Origin of the sequence: Catalinimonas alkaloidigena (assembly GCF_029504655.1) — a bacterium.
In the GTDB taxonomy this organism is placed as follows: domain Bacteria; phylum Bacteroidota; class Bacteroidia; order Cytophagales; family Cyclobacteriaceae; genus Catalinimonas; species Catalinimonas alkaloidigena.
In genome coordinates, this window is record NZ_JAQFIL010000001.1 from 7,553,038 (window position 1) to 7,571,245 (window position 18,208).

Here is an 18,208-nt window from a genome sequence, read left to right on the forward strand (position 1 = left end):
TTTCAATGCAACCGCTTCATTCCTATTTTTGCTTTTTTGATAATATTGCTCTCATCCAAGAAGTTGTTACTTCCTTCAGGTCTAGCTTTCTACCCCTAAAAGCAAGAGGGTATTTTAAAATAATATCCAAGTGCGAAGTATCAGAGCCATACTTAATATCTTCCACCCTTAGATCATGCAACTCCCATATACTTTCAAATGCTTTAGTATCCCATTTGTTCATGGGTTGTAGCCCAACTTGCTTTTTTCCCAAGTCATACATTCCTAACTCTTGCAGTTTATCCATGTAAAATGATTCTGAAAAAAGGAACTGAGGGTAAGGCATATACAAAGTACGATAAGCATGTAGACCCCAGGGGCTATTGTATAGTGGTCCAAATTCTATATAAACAATGGCACCAGGTTTTGCTACTCTGGATATTTCCTGAAGAGCAAATGCAGGGTCTGGCAAATGTTCAAAAGCATTAAATGAAAAGATTAGGTCAAATTGTGAATCTTCAATAGGTAAAGAGTTATTTAAATCAGCTTGATAGAATTCAAGTCCCTTTGCTTCTGGAAGCCTCCAGTCTTCTATATCATGACAATGCCCTTCATGTCCATAAGTGGAGAGTACATAACTTGTCATGGCATCCCCGCAAGCAACTTCCAAAAATTTAAGGCCTTTCTGTTGCAGTGTAGGGATTTCGAGTATAGCAGATGCTCTTTTTATTCCTCTCTCCCAACTATGGTAGTAATCATATTTGTAGCCTGTTCTAGGAGAGTACTTGGATTGTAACTGTTGAAAAACTGCGTGATCATCATAATTTTCAGGAGGGTGCTGCGAAGCAAGTATTTGAGATACCTGTATCCTATTTTTTTTTTTCTCAGCCTTTTTTTTTCTCCCTTTAAGTAAAGATTTGACTTTCCGGAAGCCTCCTAAAAAAATACGCATAACCTTGGAAGATTTACCAAACAATAATATTATACTTTTTAGCATAGAGGGCTTGTCCTGGCTATGAATGACTGCGTGCCAAAAATGACTAATAGCTTTTAAATATTTGTGCTCCTGAATATAAAGTTGAGCTTCAGCTAAGTGAAACTTAGCGGTTTGTTCACGAATTAGCTTATCATATTTGTAATCAAAATGTTCATTGATGATACCCAGCATGGACATTCTGTTTCTATGCAATAAGTGCCCTTTTTGTGTAGAATGTGCCCGTGTTATCCCTCCCTGGTTAATTCTGTAAACAGACATAAATTCATTAATGAATCTTCCCTTACCATATTGAGCTAGTAAAATTAATAGATAAATGTCACCAGCAACTGCTTTATGGTAATACCAATCAGGGAATTTTTTGATTAAATTGTTTTTGAAGAGAATACTAGAAGTATGTCCCCTACTAACCAAGCCTTTTTTTTCTCTAAAATAATCTACATCAATAAAGTCTTTAAGAATAAGCTCCTCTTTAAAGTGATTAATAGCTATTTTATCTGGTTTGTTTGTACCTTCAAATCTGAGATAAGAATTATGAAGACAAATGACATAGTCAGTATTAGATTCCAAGAAATCTACTTGTTTTTGTAATTTCAGAGGATCTGTCCAGTAATCGTCTCCTTCACAGAGTGCTATATATTTTCCTTTAGCTTTAGGCCACACAAAAGTAGGTGAAGGGCGGATTCCTTTTGACCATTGATTTTCAGTTTGGTAGATGGGCTTTATTATATGAGGATACTTTTCTTCATATTCTCGTATAATCTTGGAAGTATTGTCAGTGGATGCATCATCATGAATAATAACCTCAATATCAAAATTTGTTTTTTGCATCAAAAAACTTTCGATTGCTTTTCGTATAAAGCTTTCTTGGTTATAAGTAATGCAACATACACTTACTAATGGAGTTGGGTTTAGATTCATTAAATGTTTTTAGTCTTTATCACTCTTGCCGGATTCCCAGCAACGATTGAATTTTCAGGCACATCTTTCAAGACCACCGCCCCCATTCCAACTAGGCTAAAATCTCCGATTTTTACCTTTTCTCTAATTGTAGCATTACTACCAATATGACAAGCTTTGCCCACATGGACATTGGCACCTATTACAGCATTAGTTGCTACTGAAACATATTGATCCAAAAAAGTATCATGTCCGATAAAGGTATTAGCCAGCAGCATACAATTGTCAGAGATATTTGTATCTGAACTTAATTGTGATAAAGGAGCCATTAATACCCCTTGCCCTATTGAGCAATAATCCCAAGGGACTATAGCTGTAGGATCAATAAGGTTAACATATCGCTCTTTGGGAATGCCTAATTTTTGAAGGGTTTCATAAACTTCTTTTTCACGAGTCATTCCTACAAAACCGTTGAAAAAGTAGATTTCTTCATCAGTTATATATTTCTGAATATTTTCAGTCTTATCGATTACTTTAATTTTTTTATACTTACCGATAGTATTCCCGACAGGAACAACATCATTCACGAAACCAAGTAGTTCATAACCAGTCATTTTATCAATGATAGATGAGGCAATCATACCTATACCACTACCTCCTAATACTATAATCTTTTTCATAAATTAAGGTTTAGCCTGTATAAGCGTATGCTTTTTTAAAATGTTTTTTGCCTGAAGCACCATCGGAGGACCTACGAATTTACCATTGATAACTGTCACCCCTTTTCCTTCTTCTTCAGCCTTTGCAGCCAAACGAATCATTTCTTCAGCTCCATTGACTTCTTCTACAGTAGGGGAAAAGTACTGGTGTACCAATGGGAGTTCTTTAGGGTTGAGTACGAGCATTCCTTCAAACCCAAGATTTTTTGCTACAATCAAATTCTTTTCTAAATCCTCCAGATCATGTACCTTAATATGTACGGTATCTATAGGCACTACTCCATGCGCTCTGGCAGCCATTGCAATCATAGCCCGGGCAGTAAATATACTTTGCCCAGCATCATCATGCACTCCCTGCAAGTCCGTTACAAAATCTTCACATCCAAATGCGATAGCTATTACCCTTGAAGATGCTTTGCAAATATCTTGTGCGTTAAGTACAGCTGAAGCTGTCTCAATCAAAGGAATAATTTTGTATGTACCTACTTTTATTCCTTTTTCGTATTCAATAGTTTCTAATAGTTTATCAAAAAAGTATACGTCTTGTCCTGTTTTAGACTTAGGATAAACAAAGCCATGTACTCCTTCAATGGTTAGTTGATGGATGTCCTTAAGTAAGTGTCCACTTTCTCTGTCATTTACTCTTGGAAAAACAGCATACTTTTGAAAATAACCTTCTCTTAAATACTGTTCAATCTTATCGCGTGCTAATTGCTTATTAGATGATGGCTGAACAGAATCTTCTATATCAAGTAATAGGACATCTGCCTTTGATCTTGCAGCACTATTCAAAAGACGTTCGTTATGCCCAGGTACGAACATAAGGCTGCGTAGCAAAAAATCTTTCATAGCTTATGAGTTCCTTTTTTTTATCAATACTTTTCTTTTAAAAGAAAGCACATCAATTTGCTGTTGATTGTAACCTACTGTTTCTACATAAATAATTCCACGATCAGATTTAGACTTAGAAGGCAATACTTCCAAAATTTTTGATTTAGCATACAACGTATCATTAATAAATACGGGTGCAAGGTGCTTAACTTCCTCGTATATTAAATTTGCGATTGCTTTACCACTAATATCAGGAACGGTTATTCCTACTACTAGACTGAAAACTAAAGTGCCTACCACTAGTATTCTACCATGCTGATTATGCAAAGCATAATCATGATTCAAGTGAACAGGATGATGATTCATGGTTAGAAGGCTGAATAGATTATTGTCACTTTCAAAAATTGTTTTAGAAAGTTCGTGCTCTATTACTTCTCCCACTTTGAATTCCTCAAAGTAATGACCCATTACACTTCTTTGCATATATTCTAGTAATTTTGAGTTCTTAATAATATCCTTACTATCATTAGTTGCTCTTCACGAGACAGGTCATGATAAAGAGGTAGACATAATATCCTTTTAGCAATATCATCAGAGATTGGCGGAGAAGGAGTAGAAACATAATCTAATGAAGATAAGGAAGGGTAGAAGTAACGCCTGGGAGAGATATTTCTTTTTTCCAACTCAGCCTTCATCTTGAGGGCTATTTCTTCTGACTCAAAAATCACCGGATAATAGGCATAGTTGAAATCACAACCCTGCTGTATTACTGGCTTCTGTACTTTCAAATTTTGCAGCATTTCATCATAAAAAAGCGATTGCTCTTTTCTGCGTTGTATAATCTCCCCAACATATTTCAAATTTACCAGCCCCATAGCAGCATGAAATTCTGAATTTTTACCATTGATGCCTACCCCATTAAATTTCTCAGGACCATCATGGCCGAAATTTCGCATATAGGCCATTCTCTTAAGTAAATCAGCGTTTTGGGTAAATACTGCTCCACCTTCAATGGTATGGAAGAGCTTAGTAGCATGAAAACTGGTTGTACTGACATCCCCATACGCAAAAATACTTTTGCCTTTATATACTGTCCCAAAACAGTGGGCAGCATCATAAATTACTTTAAGCTTATGCTTAGATGCTATTTTTTCAATAGCATTAATATCACAGCTGTTCCCAAAACAATGAGTAGCTAAAATACCACTTACATCATCAGTGATGGCTTCCTCTATTTTATCAGCATCAATATTTAGTGTATGCTGATCAATATCTACGAATAAAGGTTCACAGTGCTCCCATACGATACTACTGGTAGTGGCCACATAACTAAAAGGGGTGGTAATAATTTTCCCTTTTAATCCAAGAGCTCTGATAGCAATTTGAATAGCAACAGTACCATTAGTCAAAAAAAGTAAATGCTTTTGCCCAAAATATTTTTTTAACTGGATTTCCAGCTCATTGACTAATGGACCATTGTTGGTCAGCCAGTTTCTTTTCCAGATACCTTCCACATACTTATCATATTCCTCTTTAGGTGGCAGGAAGGGTTGAGTGACATTAATCATACAAATTTACCTTCGTCTATTATTACGTTCCAATCTAGTTTTGGCCTTATTAACCCTTCTTTTTTACCTTTCCATCCAAAGGTATTATTAATAGGTCTAATAATTTCAAAGCTGAGAAGATCATTATGCTCGTATAATACAGTTCCTCTATTTTTAACTACTAGCAATCTGCTGATGTAATACTTTCCTTCATTCAACAAGTTATCAGGAATAGTGCAGGTTGCTTTAAGTAATCCTTTCGCTAGCCTATTTTCTTTCTCTATCCTGGCAGTACTACCTGTAAAAATCACATTTCCCATTTCATCTGCAAGATGAAAAGTAACGTCCAAATGAGTATTTGTGTCCATTTCAGTAAGAATGGAAAAATTGAGTTTTAGCTCTTCTTCAGTAGTAAAAGTAGAAACCTCTTCAGAATGAGGAGAAGAAATGCCCACTTGAAGAATCTTTATTCCATTTTCTCCTGGAGCATGTTCAATATCCCATGTATGATTTCCTTGTGCCTCACCCCCTTCAGTCAAATAATCAGAGATAATAGGGTCTATTTTACCCTGTTTTGCAACTTTACCATTTTTAAGATAGACTCCGGAAGTACACAAGTCTCTAACAGCTCCCATATTATGACTGACAAATATTATTGTTCTCCCTTCTCCTGTTACATCTTGCATCTTTCCTAGACATTTTTTTTGAAACTCAGCATCACCAACTGCCAATACCTCATCAATAATGAGAATCTCAGGATCTAAATGCGCAGCTACGGCAAACGCAAGACGAACTTTCATACCTGAAGAGTATCTTTTTACAGGAGTATCCAAAAATTTTTGTACACCACTAAACTCAGCAATTTCATCAAATTTAGCTTTTACTTCTGCTCGCGACATGCCCAAAATTGTACCGTTCAGAAAAACATTTTCTCTACCTGTTAGCTCTTGATGAAAGCCAGTCCCTACTTCTAATAGAGAGGACACTCTACCGTTAATAATAATTTTACCTTCAGTAGGCTCTGTAATTCTGGATAAAACTTTTAACAATGTACTTTTGCCGGCTCCATTTTTACCAATAATACCTACCGCTTCACCACGCCCCACTTTAAATGATACATCTTTAATGGCCCAAAACTCTTCAGTTTTCTGATTAGCATTATTGGTAAAGAAAGATGCAATGGTTTCTTTTAAGCTTCCACTTGAAGTGTCTCCTATGGTATATTTTTTAGATACACTATGTATGTCTACGGCAATTTCACTCATGATATTAGATGATATCAGCAATAGTTCGTTCTACTTTTTTAAAGTAAAATAAAGAACTTATGAATAATAAGATAACTACAAAAAAGGAAACATACGAAAGTATGTTCGGAGGATCAGTACCCAACACAGTCCATCGGAAACCGTCAATTACTCCTGCAATAGGATTAAGGTAATAAATGATTAGAGCCCAATTTGGAATACGATCAGCAAAAATACTTGCAGGGTAAGCAACTGGAGTAAAGAACATCCCAAATCTTACCAGAAATGGAACAATCTGCTGAAAGTCTCTATACCTTATAGTCAGGGCACTTAACCAAATCCCTACTCCTAATGCTGCAATAACGGCCATCAAAATGAAGAAAGGCAAAAAGATAATATTTGGAGAAGGCGCATACTGATAAAATATTAATAACAAAAAGATAATTAGAAGAGCAATAAAAAAATCAATCAACCCTACCAAAGCTTTTGACAAAGGTATGATAAGACGAGGAAAATAAATTTTTTGCACCATACCTTGAGAGCCAATGATAGAATTACCAGCTTGATTCATCACTGATGAAAAATAAGTCCATGCTGCCAAGCCGCAAGCTGCAAATAATATGTATGGAATCTCACCTGTATTAAGTCTTAATCCGCGGCTAAATACCAATGCAAAGACAATCAATGTCATGAAAGGTTGTATAAAAGCCCATGCAAACCCCAAAAAAGTTTGTGCATATTTCACTTTAAAATCTCTTTGGGCAAGCGTGTAAAAAAGATCTTTATAGCTAAAGAGCTCTTTTAGATCAAGTGAAAGGACACTTTTATTGGCATCTATGATTACTTTATGATTTGCCATTTTTATTTTTACTTCGTGTAATATTCTCTATACCAGTCTACAAACTTTTGAATACCCTCAATGAGAGGAGTGGCTGGTTTAAAGCCAACATCTTTGATCAGGTCATCTACATCTGCAAATGTTGCTGGCACATCGCCATCTTGTATGGGCATCATATTTTTCTGAGCCTCCATACCCAATGCCTGTTCCAAGGTGCTTATAAAGTCTAATAACTTAACTGGATTGTTGTTGCCAATGTTATAAAGGGCATAGGGGGCAAAACTACTGGCTGCGTCAGGGTTGTTACCGTCCCAACTAGGGCTAGGTGATGCGACATGAGGCAACAGTTTGATGACTCCTTCTACAATATCATCCACATAGGTGAAGTCTCTTTTCATTTCACCATTGTTGTACACATCAATTGGTCTATTCTCTAGTATAGCTTTGGTAAATAGAAAGAGCGCCATATCTGGTCGCCCGTAAGGGCCATAGACTGTAAAGAAGCGCAGACCGGTAGTAGGAATATTGTATAAGTTTGAATAAGTATGTGCCATCAATTCATTGGACTTCTTGGTAGCTGCATACAATGAAACCGGATGGTCTACATTATGATGGACAGAAAAAGGCATCTTTGAATTGGCGCCATATACAGAACTAGAGGAGGCGTATACCAGATGCTCTACAGGATAGTGCCGGCAAGCCTCCAATATGTTTAGAAAGCCAGTAACATTAGCATCTATATAAGCATAAGGGTTGACCAGCGAGTATCGTACCCCTGCCTGCGCCGCAAGGTTTACCACATAGTGAAACTTTTCTGTCTCAAAAAGCTGATCTATCCGCTCTTTTTCCAAAAGGTCTATCTTATGAAAAGAAAAGGTACTCAGTACCTTTAATATATCAAGACGACTCTTTTTAAGATTGGGATCATAATAATCGTTCAGGTTATCTATCCCCACTACCTCAAAACCTTGCTGACAAAGTTTTTGTGAAAGGTGAAAACCAATAAAACCAGCTGCGCCGGTGACTAACACTTTTTTTGTTTGGCTCATAATAAATATTACAGCTTACCGTCTACCAAATTTTTATCAAGTATGCTTTTGACATCATATATAACGCCATTTTCTTTTTTTACTTCCTTCAGGTCAAGTTGTAGAAAATGTTTGTGACCTACAGCCATTACTATGCCTTCATATGCTTTATTAGGTACAGAAAGAAGTTCTATACCATATTCTTCATATACTTCACTGAAGTTAGCTAATGGATCATAAACTTCTACATTTACTCCAAAATCCTGTAATTCCCTGATAATATCAATAACCCTGCTATTACGTATGTCCGGGCAGTTCTCTTTAAAAGTAATTCCTAATATGAGGACTTGAGCGCCTTTAATAGCATGACCTTTCCGGGAAAGAAGTTTCACTACTTTATTTGCTACAAAACTCCCCATATTGTCGTTGATCCTTCTGCCGGATAATATGACCTGAGGGTGATAACCTATGCTTTCAGCTTTATGCGTAAGATAATAAGGGTCTACACCAATGCAATGTCCTCCCACTAGACCGGGCCTGAAAGGAAGAAAGTTCCACTTGGTCCCGGCAGCTTCCAGCACTTCCTGGGTATCAATCTGGAGACGGTCAAAAATTAAGGCAAGCTCATTAACAAAAGCGATGTTAAGGTCTCGTTGAGCGTTTTCTATCACTTTGGCTGCCTCAGCTATTCTGATAGAAGATGCTTTATGGGTACCTGCAGTGATGATACCCTGATAAAGCTGATCCACTTTTTCAGCGATCTCGGGCGTACTTCCACTGGTTACTTTTTTAATAGAATGAACCCGATGCTCTTTGTCACCGGGATTGATCCGCTCGGGTGAGTACCCACAGTAAAAATCCTGATTGTAAACTAAGCCACTTTGTTGCTCAAGAATAGGAACACAATCATCTTCCGTGCAGCCGGGATAAACGGTAGACTCGTAAATTACAATATCACCTTGTTTAAGCAATTTTCCTACTGTCTCACTTGCTCTGCGAAGCGGAGTGAGGTCAGGTTTTTTGTACTGATCAATAGGCGTGGGTACCGTGACTATGTAGATATTACAATCTTTGATATCTTCAAGTTGGTTGGTAAAGGTAAGTCCGGAGGCTTGTTTAAATTCCTCGGGTTCTACCTCACCGGTACTATCCTTTCCTTCCTGTAATTCCAGGATTCTCTTGTGGTTGATATCAAAACCTATAACCTCGTATTCTTTTTCTTTTCCAAACTCAATAGCCAGAGGAAGGCCTACATACCCTAAACCTATGACGGATATTTTAGTACTGTCAGTATTAATATCCACTAAAGCTTACTTTTAATATTGAAAAAAATCACCTGAGCGACAATGATGCCTAGCCCTACCGCGATACCAGCGAATAATGCTAAGGTAATGATCAGTTCACGGTTAGGCTCACTTTTAGTCAATGGAATCTGTATGGGTTCCAACACCTTAAATACAGGAGTTTCTTCCTGCACTTTAATTCTAGCCTGTTCAAGCTGTTGAGCAATACCTTGGTATAAGGTGTAAGACAAGTCATAATCGGTCTGTGCCTGTTCTAAAGCAATTCGTGCGCTTTCAGTAGCAATATTTAGGTTGCGATCTCTCAGGCGCGCTAATCTTTGCTGCGCTTCATTGTATCGCTCTTCTTTCTCTTTATATTGTTTTTCTACGAAATCAAGATCCTGCTGAACCTTCTCAGTCCTATATTCTGTAATATATTTGGTCAAATATGCAACAGCCAATTCAGTGGTTTTAGCAGATACTAAAGGATCGGGCATTACTGCAGTGACTGTAACCGTACCATTCTCCTCAATAGTAGTAGTGATTCTTCTTTTTAACTCAGCCATGACCCGCATCTGTCTGCTTGTTAAAGTAATTGGGTCATACTCTTGTACCAATTTATTCTCAAGGTCATTTTGAGTAGTGTCACTGCTATTTAACACAGTAGTTCCTTTTTGCATGTTTGCAGTAGCAGATCTGGTGTCCTTTTTAAATAAGTTGACTACTGCCATGGGTAAGTCAAGGAGCATATTGGGAAGCCCTATTGTATATTTCTTCAGGTTTTCTGTCAAAGGAGGCTCACTTATTTCCGTAAAATAGTAGTACAAACTCATGGTAGTATCTAAGGAAGGGAAATATTGATCTTCTTCCATTACCGAGATGTTGAATGGAGTACTTTTGGTGATGTCAGGGTATAAGTTTATGTTTAGTCCAGTGCTGCTTCCTCCTAAACCTATACCTGCAAACCCTCCGATTTGTCGTAGAATATTGGAAGAACTTCTTCCAGCGCTTGCATCAGACTGAGGCATCAGCACAATATTAGATTTATATTCTTCAGGGCTTACAATAGCGATAAAAATGCCTATTACTAGTGCGCCCAAGACAGTGTAGAGAAGGAGCTTTTTTCGTCTCCAGATTTCTTTAAAAAGAAGCGCTAAATCTATTTCATCATCTGCTACCTGAGGGTCACGATGAGCAGTAGCCCCATTAGTAGACTCCTCTTTTTTAGCATCTTTTTCCTGATAATATTTTTCTTGCGTTTCCAACACTTATGTGTTTAATATTTTAATAATACCGCTTGCTAGTATTAATTACGGTTAGCCACATTTATCACTGTAACAATGGTAAGGGCAATACTAGCGAGCGTTGAACCAATCCCTACCCAGGCTTGTGTTGATAATCCTCCCTGCTTTTGCGGTACAATAATTTCAGCCCCTGGTTTTACCTCAGGGTAGTCTTTAAAAAACAGGAAACTTCCTGTTTTATCCACAGATCCATTGGCATAGATCACATAGGCTCTTTTTTTATCTGCTCGTTTGGTAAACCCTCCTGCTTCAGATATATAGTGCTTGAAGCCTTTAGAACGATCATACCTTGTAGAAGAAGGGTACAATAGCTGACCATTCATTTGTACCGTCTGTAATTCTTTTGGTACTTCAAGCGTATCACCCGGTAAAAGAATCAAATCGTACTTTGATTTTGGACTTTCTAATATTCTCTGCAGCTCAATTCCAATAGCATTAGTTTCAGAAACACGTACTTTAGCTGCTGCTAATGTTTTGAGAAGTTCAGGGTCCAAAGTTTGCAAGTTTACTATGCCTTTTCCCCTCGTGCCCCTAGCATTGTTAGAGGCATTGGAGTTTACAGAAGAGGAATTCATTTCTGAACTTATTTGAACTCGCTGTAAAGAATCTATAACTTCCTCTTTCCTTTGATTGAGTTCTTTATAATATTCAGGGTTTAGTCTGATCAAACGTGCCCCTTCTAAATAGGCAAAACTAGTTAAGCCTCCCGCTCTTTCAATTAAGCTGGAAATACGTTCATTTTTATTAGTAATTACATATTGACCAGGATACATTACTTCCCCTTTTACCACGACTCCCTGTTGTACTTCATATTCAGGCGACTTCCTGACAAACACCTGATCAAAGGGCATTAGTTCAAAACTGGCGTTTTCAGGAGATAGGCTTAAATCTTTGTCTACATAAAACTGAAAGATATTTGCCATCTGTACATTCTCAGACACATTGGGGTTCTCCTGATCCAGTATTTCTTCTGCGGTAACTCGACGAGCTACTTCTACTCTGGCCTGAGAAGCAGATTCCTTGAGCCCTCCAGCCATAGCAATAAGGTCCTCAAGGGTCATATTACGCATAAAGCTGAACTCACCAGGGGCTTGTACTTCACCATTGATATTGACGTTGAACTCTTCTTCCAAATCGAAAATAGAGAATACTCTGACAAGATCCTCTCTCTGTAGGCCAATATCGGGAGCTCTATCAGTAAGGACATCCCTCAGACTTACAGAGATTACTTTTGAGGTGAGGTCTTCTCCCTTACGGTAAATCAGAGCACGACTGGTAAACGCATCTTCTCTTAAGCCTTCTGCCTTTTGTATAAGCTCTTTCAAAGTCATCCCCTCCTTGAGTTCATAAGTGCCGGTACGAAAGACAGCTCCTACAATTTCCACGCGGTTCTCAAAGCGATCCAAGATAGAGTCAACTTTAACCAGATCGCCGTTTTGAGGAGTGAAACTACTAATCTCGTCTCCATCTATATCTTCAATCCTCTTGGCCCTGTCTGTCTTGCGTATTACCTTGAGGCGGTGAGTATAAGCCTTGTCTGTAAAACCGCCGCTAAAGCGAATGGCTTCACCCAAAGACTCCTCCCCTTTCATTTCATAATATCCGCTTCGCTTTACTTCTCCCTGAAGTTCAATACGGGTATCATAAGGAACTACCCGAATAATGTCCTGATCCTGTAAAGGAATAGTACTGGCATTCTCCCCTTTAACGAGATAATCGTATATGTCAAGGATAGCGACGACCTTATTATTTCTGACGATCTCAATGTCTCTGAATGATCCTATAAAAGAAGGTCCTCCGGAAAGGTAAAGCGCATTAAAAGCTGAAGCTAATGAAGGTAAAGTATAAGTGCCGGGTTTACGAACCTCTCCTACGATAGTAACTTTGATGCTTCTGACTCTTCCCAATGAAACTTCGGCAAAAGTATTAGGCCCTCTCTCCCCAAATGAACGTAGCCCTGAATATATATCTGTAAGGCGGTTGATGATCCTGTCAGAGGCTTCTTCCACGGTAAGGCCATTGACATAAATGGGTCCCAGGTTGTCAATTGTCACCGTACCTTCTCTGCTTACCTCCAGTATATAGTTTTGGCGGGATGCCCCCCAGATATTTACCATCAATTCATCCCCGGTGCCTAACTGGTAGTTTTTTGGTGTGGCAATATTGATACTTGGCTCAAAAGTAATGTTCTGGTTGTTGAAAAGCTCCATGCCAAACACTTTTCTCTCTTCTTTAGTGAGCATGGCTGAGCCAGCCGATTTATTGTTGCTACTATCTACATTTGCACTGTCCTGTAGATTAAGGCTATTGCCACTTGTTCCATTTCTATTATTCTGGGCTTGAGACCCAGAACTCAGGCGTACAGAACGAAGTCTGCTCATAAGCTTGCTTACTTCGGCACGAGGCAACCCTCGTATCACCGCCGTTGTTTCAATCTGCTGGTCAGATAAATTACGTTCTTCAGCAGCATTGATAAACTGTTTGATTTGCGCATCAGATAACTGGTCTACTTTGATCTTACTAAGATCCTGCTCTAGTAGATTACTTTGTGCTGATGCTGATTGAAAGGTGTATAGTAAACAGATGATAACACCTGAAAGAATTATTTTTAATGACATACCCTATGTAATAAATGCAATGATAGCTCTCCCCAGTATGGCGCAAAGCTATGAATATTGCCCATATCTAACAAACCACAAATTCCTTAACTTGCTGAACACTAACGTTCATTTGATTAACTTATATTGTGCTGGCACTCAAATAATAAGCCAAACGTAAAAAGAATAATAAATACTTACATTTTTCTTACCTGCCGTCCGCTTTACTTTCAGCAGCTGGTGTTGAAATATGCTTAGACTACATATAAAATTACAGTTGCTGCATTGTATTTTATTAAGGGTGTTTTGACGGTTCAAAGCCATTTGTCGTGTGAATCACCGCTAAAATTATCTTATGTGCCAAAGTGGTAATAGTTAAGCATTCTTTGTTACTTTGATGCCATGAATTCAAGCAAAAAAAAACTCTTTTTACTGGATGCAATGGCACTGATTTACCGGGCACATTTTGCCTTCAGTAAAAATCCACGCATCAATTCAAAAGGAGTGAATACCAGTGCAGCTTTTGGTTTCACAAATACGCTCTTTGAAGTACTTACCAAAGAAAAGCCAACGCATATCGCAGTAGCTTTTGATACCAGTGCGCCTACATTCAGGCATAAGCAATTTGAAGCCTATAAAGCCAACCGTCAGGAACAGCCGGAAGACATCAGGGTAGCTATTCCTATTGTCAAAGATATTGTCAGGGCTTTTGATATTCCTGTATTAGAACTGGATGGTTATGAGGCAGATGATATTATTGGCACCATTGCCAAAAGGGCATCCTGCGAGGAGTTTACGGTATATATGATGACGCCGGATAAGGACTATGCACAGCTGGTAGAAGATTGTGTTTTTCTCTACAAGCCTGCCTTTATGGGCAATGGGGTAGAAATACTGGGCGTGCCGGAAGTATTGAAAAAGTTTGACATTGAACGGGTAGAGCAGGTCACTGATATCTTAGGGCTGCAAGGCGATTCGGTAGATAATATTCCCGGCATACCAGGAGTAGGAGCCAAGACTGCCGTAAAACTATTAAAACAATTTGGTTCGGTAGAAGGAGTAGTTGAAAATGCCGATCAGCTCAAAGGTAAGCAGAAGGAAAAAGTGATTGAGTTTGGTCAGCAAGGAATACTTTCTAAAGAGCTGGCGACGATCAAGATTGATGTACCGGTAGATTTTGATGCGGAGATGTTTAGCTACAATGGACCCGATGAGGAAGCGGTACGCAAAATTTTTCAGGAGCTGGAGTTCCGGGCGCTAACCCGCAGAGTACTGGGATCCCCTGCTGAGCAGGCAGCGAATACTAACGGACAAACCAGCCTTTTTGAAGAAGCCGCCCAAAGCATCGCTGAACAGCCTACAGACCTGAAAAGCATTACCGAAGTAGTACACGACTACCAACTGATAGATACAGCAGAAAAACGGAAAGAACTGGTACGGGAATTAGAAAAGCAGGAAGCTTTTTGCTTTGATACCGAGACGGATAGCCTGGACCCTCTTACCACTGAACTGGTAGGTTTGGCATTCTCCTTCCAAAAAGGAACTGCTTTTTACGTGGCGGTTCCGGAAGGTCGGGAAGAAATACAAGCCATTGTTAATGAGTTTAAGCCTTTGCTTGAGGATCAGAAAAAACTAAAAATTGCCCAGAACCTGAAGTTTGATATGCTGGTGCTTAGGAAGTACGGTGTAGAGATTCAGGGAGCTATTTTTGATACTATGATTGCCCATTACCTGATAGATCCGGAAACCGGGCATGGTATGGATGTGATGGCAGAAAACTACCTCAAGTACAAACCTGTCTCTATAGAAAGCCTGATCGGGAAGAAAGGGAAAAAGCAGGGCAATATGCGGGATATTCCTGCCGAAGAGATAACTGAATATGCCGGAGAAGATGCAGACATTACGTTGCAGCTAAAAGAAACTTTCAGTAAGGAGATAGAGAAGGACAGTAAGCTCAGGAAGCTGTTTTATGAGATGGAGCTTCCTCTTATTCCGGTATTGGCTGCAATGGAATACGAGGGCGTGCGAATTGATACATCCGCACTGGAAGAACTTTCGGCAGACCTTAGCAAAGAACTGGTTGAAATAGAAAAAGAGATTTTTGAAGTAGCAGGCACAGAATTCAATATCGGATCGCCCAAGCAACTGGGAGAGGTGCTTTTTGATAAAATGAAGCTGGTAGATAAGCCCAAAAAGACCAAGTCAGGGCAGTATGCTACTGGTGAGAACATACTTTCGGCACTAGCTACCGAGCATGAGATTGCCCGACGAATTCTGGACTTCAGAGAAGTACTTAAGCTCAAAAACACTTATGTAGATGCCCTGCCCAAACTGATCAGTGACTACGATGGACGTATTCACACTTCTTACAATCAGGCGGTAACTTCTACCGGAAGGCTAAGTTCTACCAATCCCAACTTACAAAACATTCCTATCCGTACGCCTAAAGGTCAGCTCATCCGTAAGGCCTTCGTACCCCGCAATGAAGATTATCTGCTGATGTCGGCCGACTATTCTCAGGTAGAGCTGCGTATTATGGCTTCTTTCTCCAGAGATGAAAGTATGATGGAGGCTTTTCGCCTGGGCAGAGATATACATGCGACTACGGCTGCCAAGATTTTTGATGTGAAACTGGAAGAAGTTACCGCTGAAATGAGGCGCAAAGCCAAAACGGCTAACTTTGGAATTATATATGGTGTGTCGGCTTTTGGCCTGGCCCAGCAACTCAGCATTCCTCGTGGCGAAGCTTCTGAAATTATCAAGGCTTACTTTAAGGAATTTCCCAGCATCAAAAATTATATGGACGCTGCCATCAAGCAGGCAAGAGAGAAAGAATATGTAGAAACCATTAGAGGACGCCGCCGTTATCTGCGCGATATCAATTCGCGTAACCCTACAGTGCGAGGCTATGCAGAACGAAATGCCATCAACGCTCCTATACAGGGCACTGCCGCCGACATGATTAAGCTTGCCATGGTCAACATCCACCACTGGATGGAGAAAGAAAAGCTCAAGTCCAGCATGATTATGCAGGTACATGACGAACTGATTTTTGATGTGCATCAGTCCGAAACGGAGAGGGTAAAGGAGAAGGTAGTAGAGCTGATGAAAGACGCACTACCGCTGGAAGTCCCTATGGAGGTAGAAGCTGACATTGCTAAAAACTGGTTGGAAGCTCATTAATCATCTTATGCGACCTACATTTCAAGAAATACAAAAAGCTGCCCGGCGCATTGCGCCATTGATCCACCGTACGCCAGTATTGCGCAGCGAAAGTGTAAATAGTATGGCGGGGACACAACTTTATTTTAAGTGCGAAAACTTCCAGAAAGCCGGCGCCTTTAAGATGCGCGGCGCAGCGAATGCTGTGCTTTCGTTGAGCGATGAAGAAGCTCAACGAGGCGTAGCTACCCATTCATCAGGTAATCACGGACAGGCACTGGCAAAAGCAGCGCAAAGCCGTGGCATCAAAGCTTATATCGTAATGCCGGAAACCGCCCCTTCTGTCAAGAAAAAGGCAGTCGCAGGTTATGGGGCTGAGATTATCATGTGCAAGCCTACTTTACAGGCACGGGAAGATACACTGGCTGAAGTGGTAGAAAAAACCGGAGCAGCTTTTATCCATCCCTACAATGACGAGCGTGTCATCTGTGGACAGGGCACGGCTGCCATGGAACTTATAGAAGAAATGGGGGAGCTGGATATTGTTATGGCGCCCGTAGGCGGAGGGGGCTTGCTCAGTGGAACAGCCATTACAACTAAAGCTATGTTACCTCAGGCTCAGGTAATCGCGGGTGAACCCAAAGGGGCCGATGATGCGTATCGTTCCTTACAAGCAGGTAAGATTATTCCTTCAGAATCACCTAATACAATAGCCGATGGTTTGCTGACTTCACTGGGGAGCAAGACTTTTCCCATTATTCAGGAATTAGTGTCGGAGATCATTACGGTAAGTGATGAGGAAATTATAGCGGCCCTAAGGTTGATCTGGGAGAGAATGAAAATCATTGTGGAGCCATCATGTGCGGTTCCTCTGGCAGCAGTGCTACAACAGAAAGAGAAATTTGTCGGTAAAAGAGTCGGTATTATTCTGACAGGAGGCAATGTAGACCTGGAAACCTTACTGAATAAGTTATAGGGGTTAGGGAGCAATCGTGTTATGTTTTTTTATAGTTGGCAAGCAAATTATAATGCCTTAGCGCTATAACACCCCTCTGTGGTAGATGGGAACCATAACAATTAACATTACTCCCTAGCGGCTAAAAACCATAATATTAAATTCACAGCATGAAAAACATAGCAGTATTTGCATCAGGTAGTGGTACTAATGCAGAGGAGATATTTAAGAAATTCCAAAACCATTCTTACGCCCGGGTGCGGTTGCTGCTCTCTAATAATCCCAAAGCCGGTGTCATTACGAGAGCTGCCAATTATAATATTCAGGTGTGCGTTTTTGATAAAAGCATACTTTTTCATACCGATGATATTATCACTACCCTGAAAGAGGCTGAAATTGATTTGGTAGTGTTAGCAGGTTTTATGCTCAAAATTCCTGAAAATATTTTAAAGGCCTATCCTAACCGAATTGTCAATATCCACCCTGCGCTTTTACCCAAGTACGGAGGAAAAGGCATGTACGGCAGACATGTACACGAAGCAGTAGTAGCAGCTAAAGAAAAGCAGTCGGGCATATCTATCCACTTGTGTAATGAGCATTATGATGAAGGCAAAATGATTCTGCAGGTGAGTTGCGATTTATCAGAAAATGACAGCCCGGAAGACGTAGCTGCCAAAGTTCAGAAGCTGGAACATAAACATTATCCTGAGGTAGTAGAAGAATTGGTATTGAAACTGGATTGAATTCAAAATAGTAAATTTCAACTTCAAAATTTCCCCAGCTACTAACGCTCCAAAACCTAAGGCCTAAAAACCAACTCCCAACTT

At 39.7% G+C, this 18,208-nt stretch carries 14 protein-coding genes; 3 read left to right on the plus strand and 11 right to left on the minus strand.

The features are described 5' to 3' along the window. Positions 1–22: 22 nt before the first annotated feature. From OKW21_RS30790 to OKW21_RS30840, 11 genes are read right to left on the minus strand one after another with little or no spacing between them, the layout of a single operon-like run. A complete protein-coding gene (locus OKW21_RS30790; RefSeq protein ID WP_277487292.1) occupies positions 23–1,894 on the minus strand; it encodes a glycosyltransferase in 1,872 nt (623 codons plus the stop codon). Beyond that, complete coding sequence (locus OKW21_RS30795; protein WP_277487294.1) at positions 1,894–2,553, minus strand: NeuD/PglB/VioB family sugar acetyltransferase; 660 nt, start codon at positions 2,551–2,553, stop codon at positions 1,894–1,896. Before OKW21_RS30795 ends, OKW21_RS30790 begins: the two co-directional genes overlap by 1 nt. Positions 2,554–2,556: 3 nt before the next feature. Further along, entirely contained in the window at positions 2,557–3,441 is an 885-nt protein-coding gene (locus OKW21_RS30800; RefSeq protein WP_277487296.1) for an HpcH/HpaI aldolase/citrate lyase family protein, read from the minus strand. A 3-nt stretch (positions 3,442–3,444) separates the two neighbouring features. Continuing rightward, complete coding sequence (locus tag OKW21_RS30805; protein WP_277487298.1) at positions 3,445–3,906, minus strand: MaoC family dehydratase; 462 nt, start codon at positions 3,904–3,906, stop codon at positions 3,445–3,447. A gap of 5 nt (positions 3,907–3,911) precedes the next feature. Beyond that, positions 3,912–4,991, minus strand: a complete 1,080-nt coding sequence (locus tag OKW21_RS30810) for a DegT/DnrJ/EryC1/StrS family aminotransferase (protein WP_277487299.1) — start codon at positions 4,989–4,991, stop codon at positions 3,912–3,914. Then, the gene (locus OKW21_RS30815) at positions 4,988–6,235 is read right to left on the minus strand and encodes an ABC transporter ATP-binding protein (RefSeq protein ID WP_277487301.1); all 1,248 of its coding nucleotides are present in this window, start codon (positions 6,233–6,235) and stop codon (positions 4,988–4,990) included. The genes OKW21_RS30810 and OKW21_RS30815 overlap by 4 nt, the downstream gene beginning before the upstream one ends. Before the next feature lie 4 nt (positions 6,236–6,239). After that, positions 6,240–7,073: an ABC transporter permease gene (locus OKW21_RS30820; RefSeq protein WP_277487302.1), complete on the minus strand. Its 834-nt coding sequence runs from the start codon at positions 7,071–7,073 to the stop codon at positions 6,240–6,242. A gap of 8 nt (positions 7,074–7,081) precedes the next feature. Then, positions 7,082–8,101, minus strand: coding sequence for an NAD-dependent epimerase (locus tag OKW21_RS30825; RefSeq protein WP_277487303.1), 1,020 nt, complete (start codon positions 8,099–8,101; stop codon positions 7,082–7,084). Positions 8,102–8,109: 8 nt separating this feature from the next. Then, the gene (tviB, locus tag OKW21_RS30830; protein WP_277487305.1) at positions 8,110–9,384 is read right to left on the minus strand and encodes a Vi polysaccharide biosynthesis UDP-N-acetylglucosamine C-6 dehydrogenase TviB; all 1,275 of its coding nucleotides are present in this window, start codon (positions 9,382–9,384) and stop codon (positions 8,110–8,112) included. After that, entirely contained in the window at positions 9,384–10,628 is a 1,245-nt protein-coding gene (locus OKW21_RS30835) for a Wzz/FepE/Etk N-terminal domain-containing protein (RefSeq protein WP_277487307.1), read from the minus strand. Before OKW21_RS30835 ends, tviB begins: the two co-directional genes overlap by 1 nt. 41 nt (positions 10,629–10,669) lie before the next feature. Continuing rightward, a complete protein-coding gene (locus OKW21_RS30840; RefSeq protein WP_277487309.1) occupies positions 10,670–13,285 on the minus strand; it encodes an SLBB domain-containing protein in 2,616 nt (871 codons plus the stop codon). A 381-nt stretch (positions 13,286–13,666) separates the two neighbouring features. On the opposite strand from OKW21_RS30840, the gene polA reads away from it, so the two are divergent. The 3 genes from polA (at position 13,667) to purN (ending at position 18,124) form a co-directional block, all read left to right on the plus strand. Beyond that, positions 13,667–16,447 carry a DNA polymerase I gene (gene polA, locus OKW21_RS30845; RefSeq protein WP_277487311.1) on the plus strand — a complete coding sequence of 927 codons (2,781 nt, stop codon included), beginning with the start codon at positions 13,667–13,669 and terminating at the stop codon, positions 16,445–16,447. Between the two features lie 7 nt (positions 16,448–16,454). Then, positions 16,455–17,402: a pyridoxal-phosphate dependent enzyme gene (locus tag OKW21_RS30850; RefSeq protein ID WP_277487313.1), complete on the plus strand. Its 948-nt coding sequence runs from the start codon at positions 16,455–16,457 to the stop codon at positions 17,400–17,402. A gap of 149 nt (positions 17,403–17,551) precedes the next feature. Beyond that, positions 17,552–18,124 (plus strand): phosphoribosylglycinamide formyltransferase, encoded by a 573-nt coding sequence (gene purN, locus OKW21_RS30855; RefSeq protein WP_277487315.1) that lies wholly within the window; start codon positions 17,552–17,554, stop codon positions 18,122–18,124. Positions 18,125–18,208 lie beyond the last annotated feature (84 nt).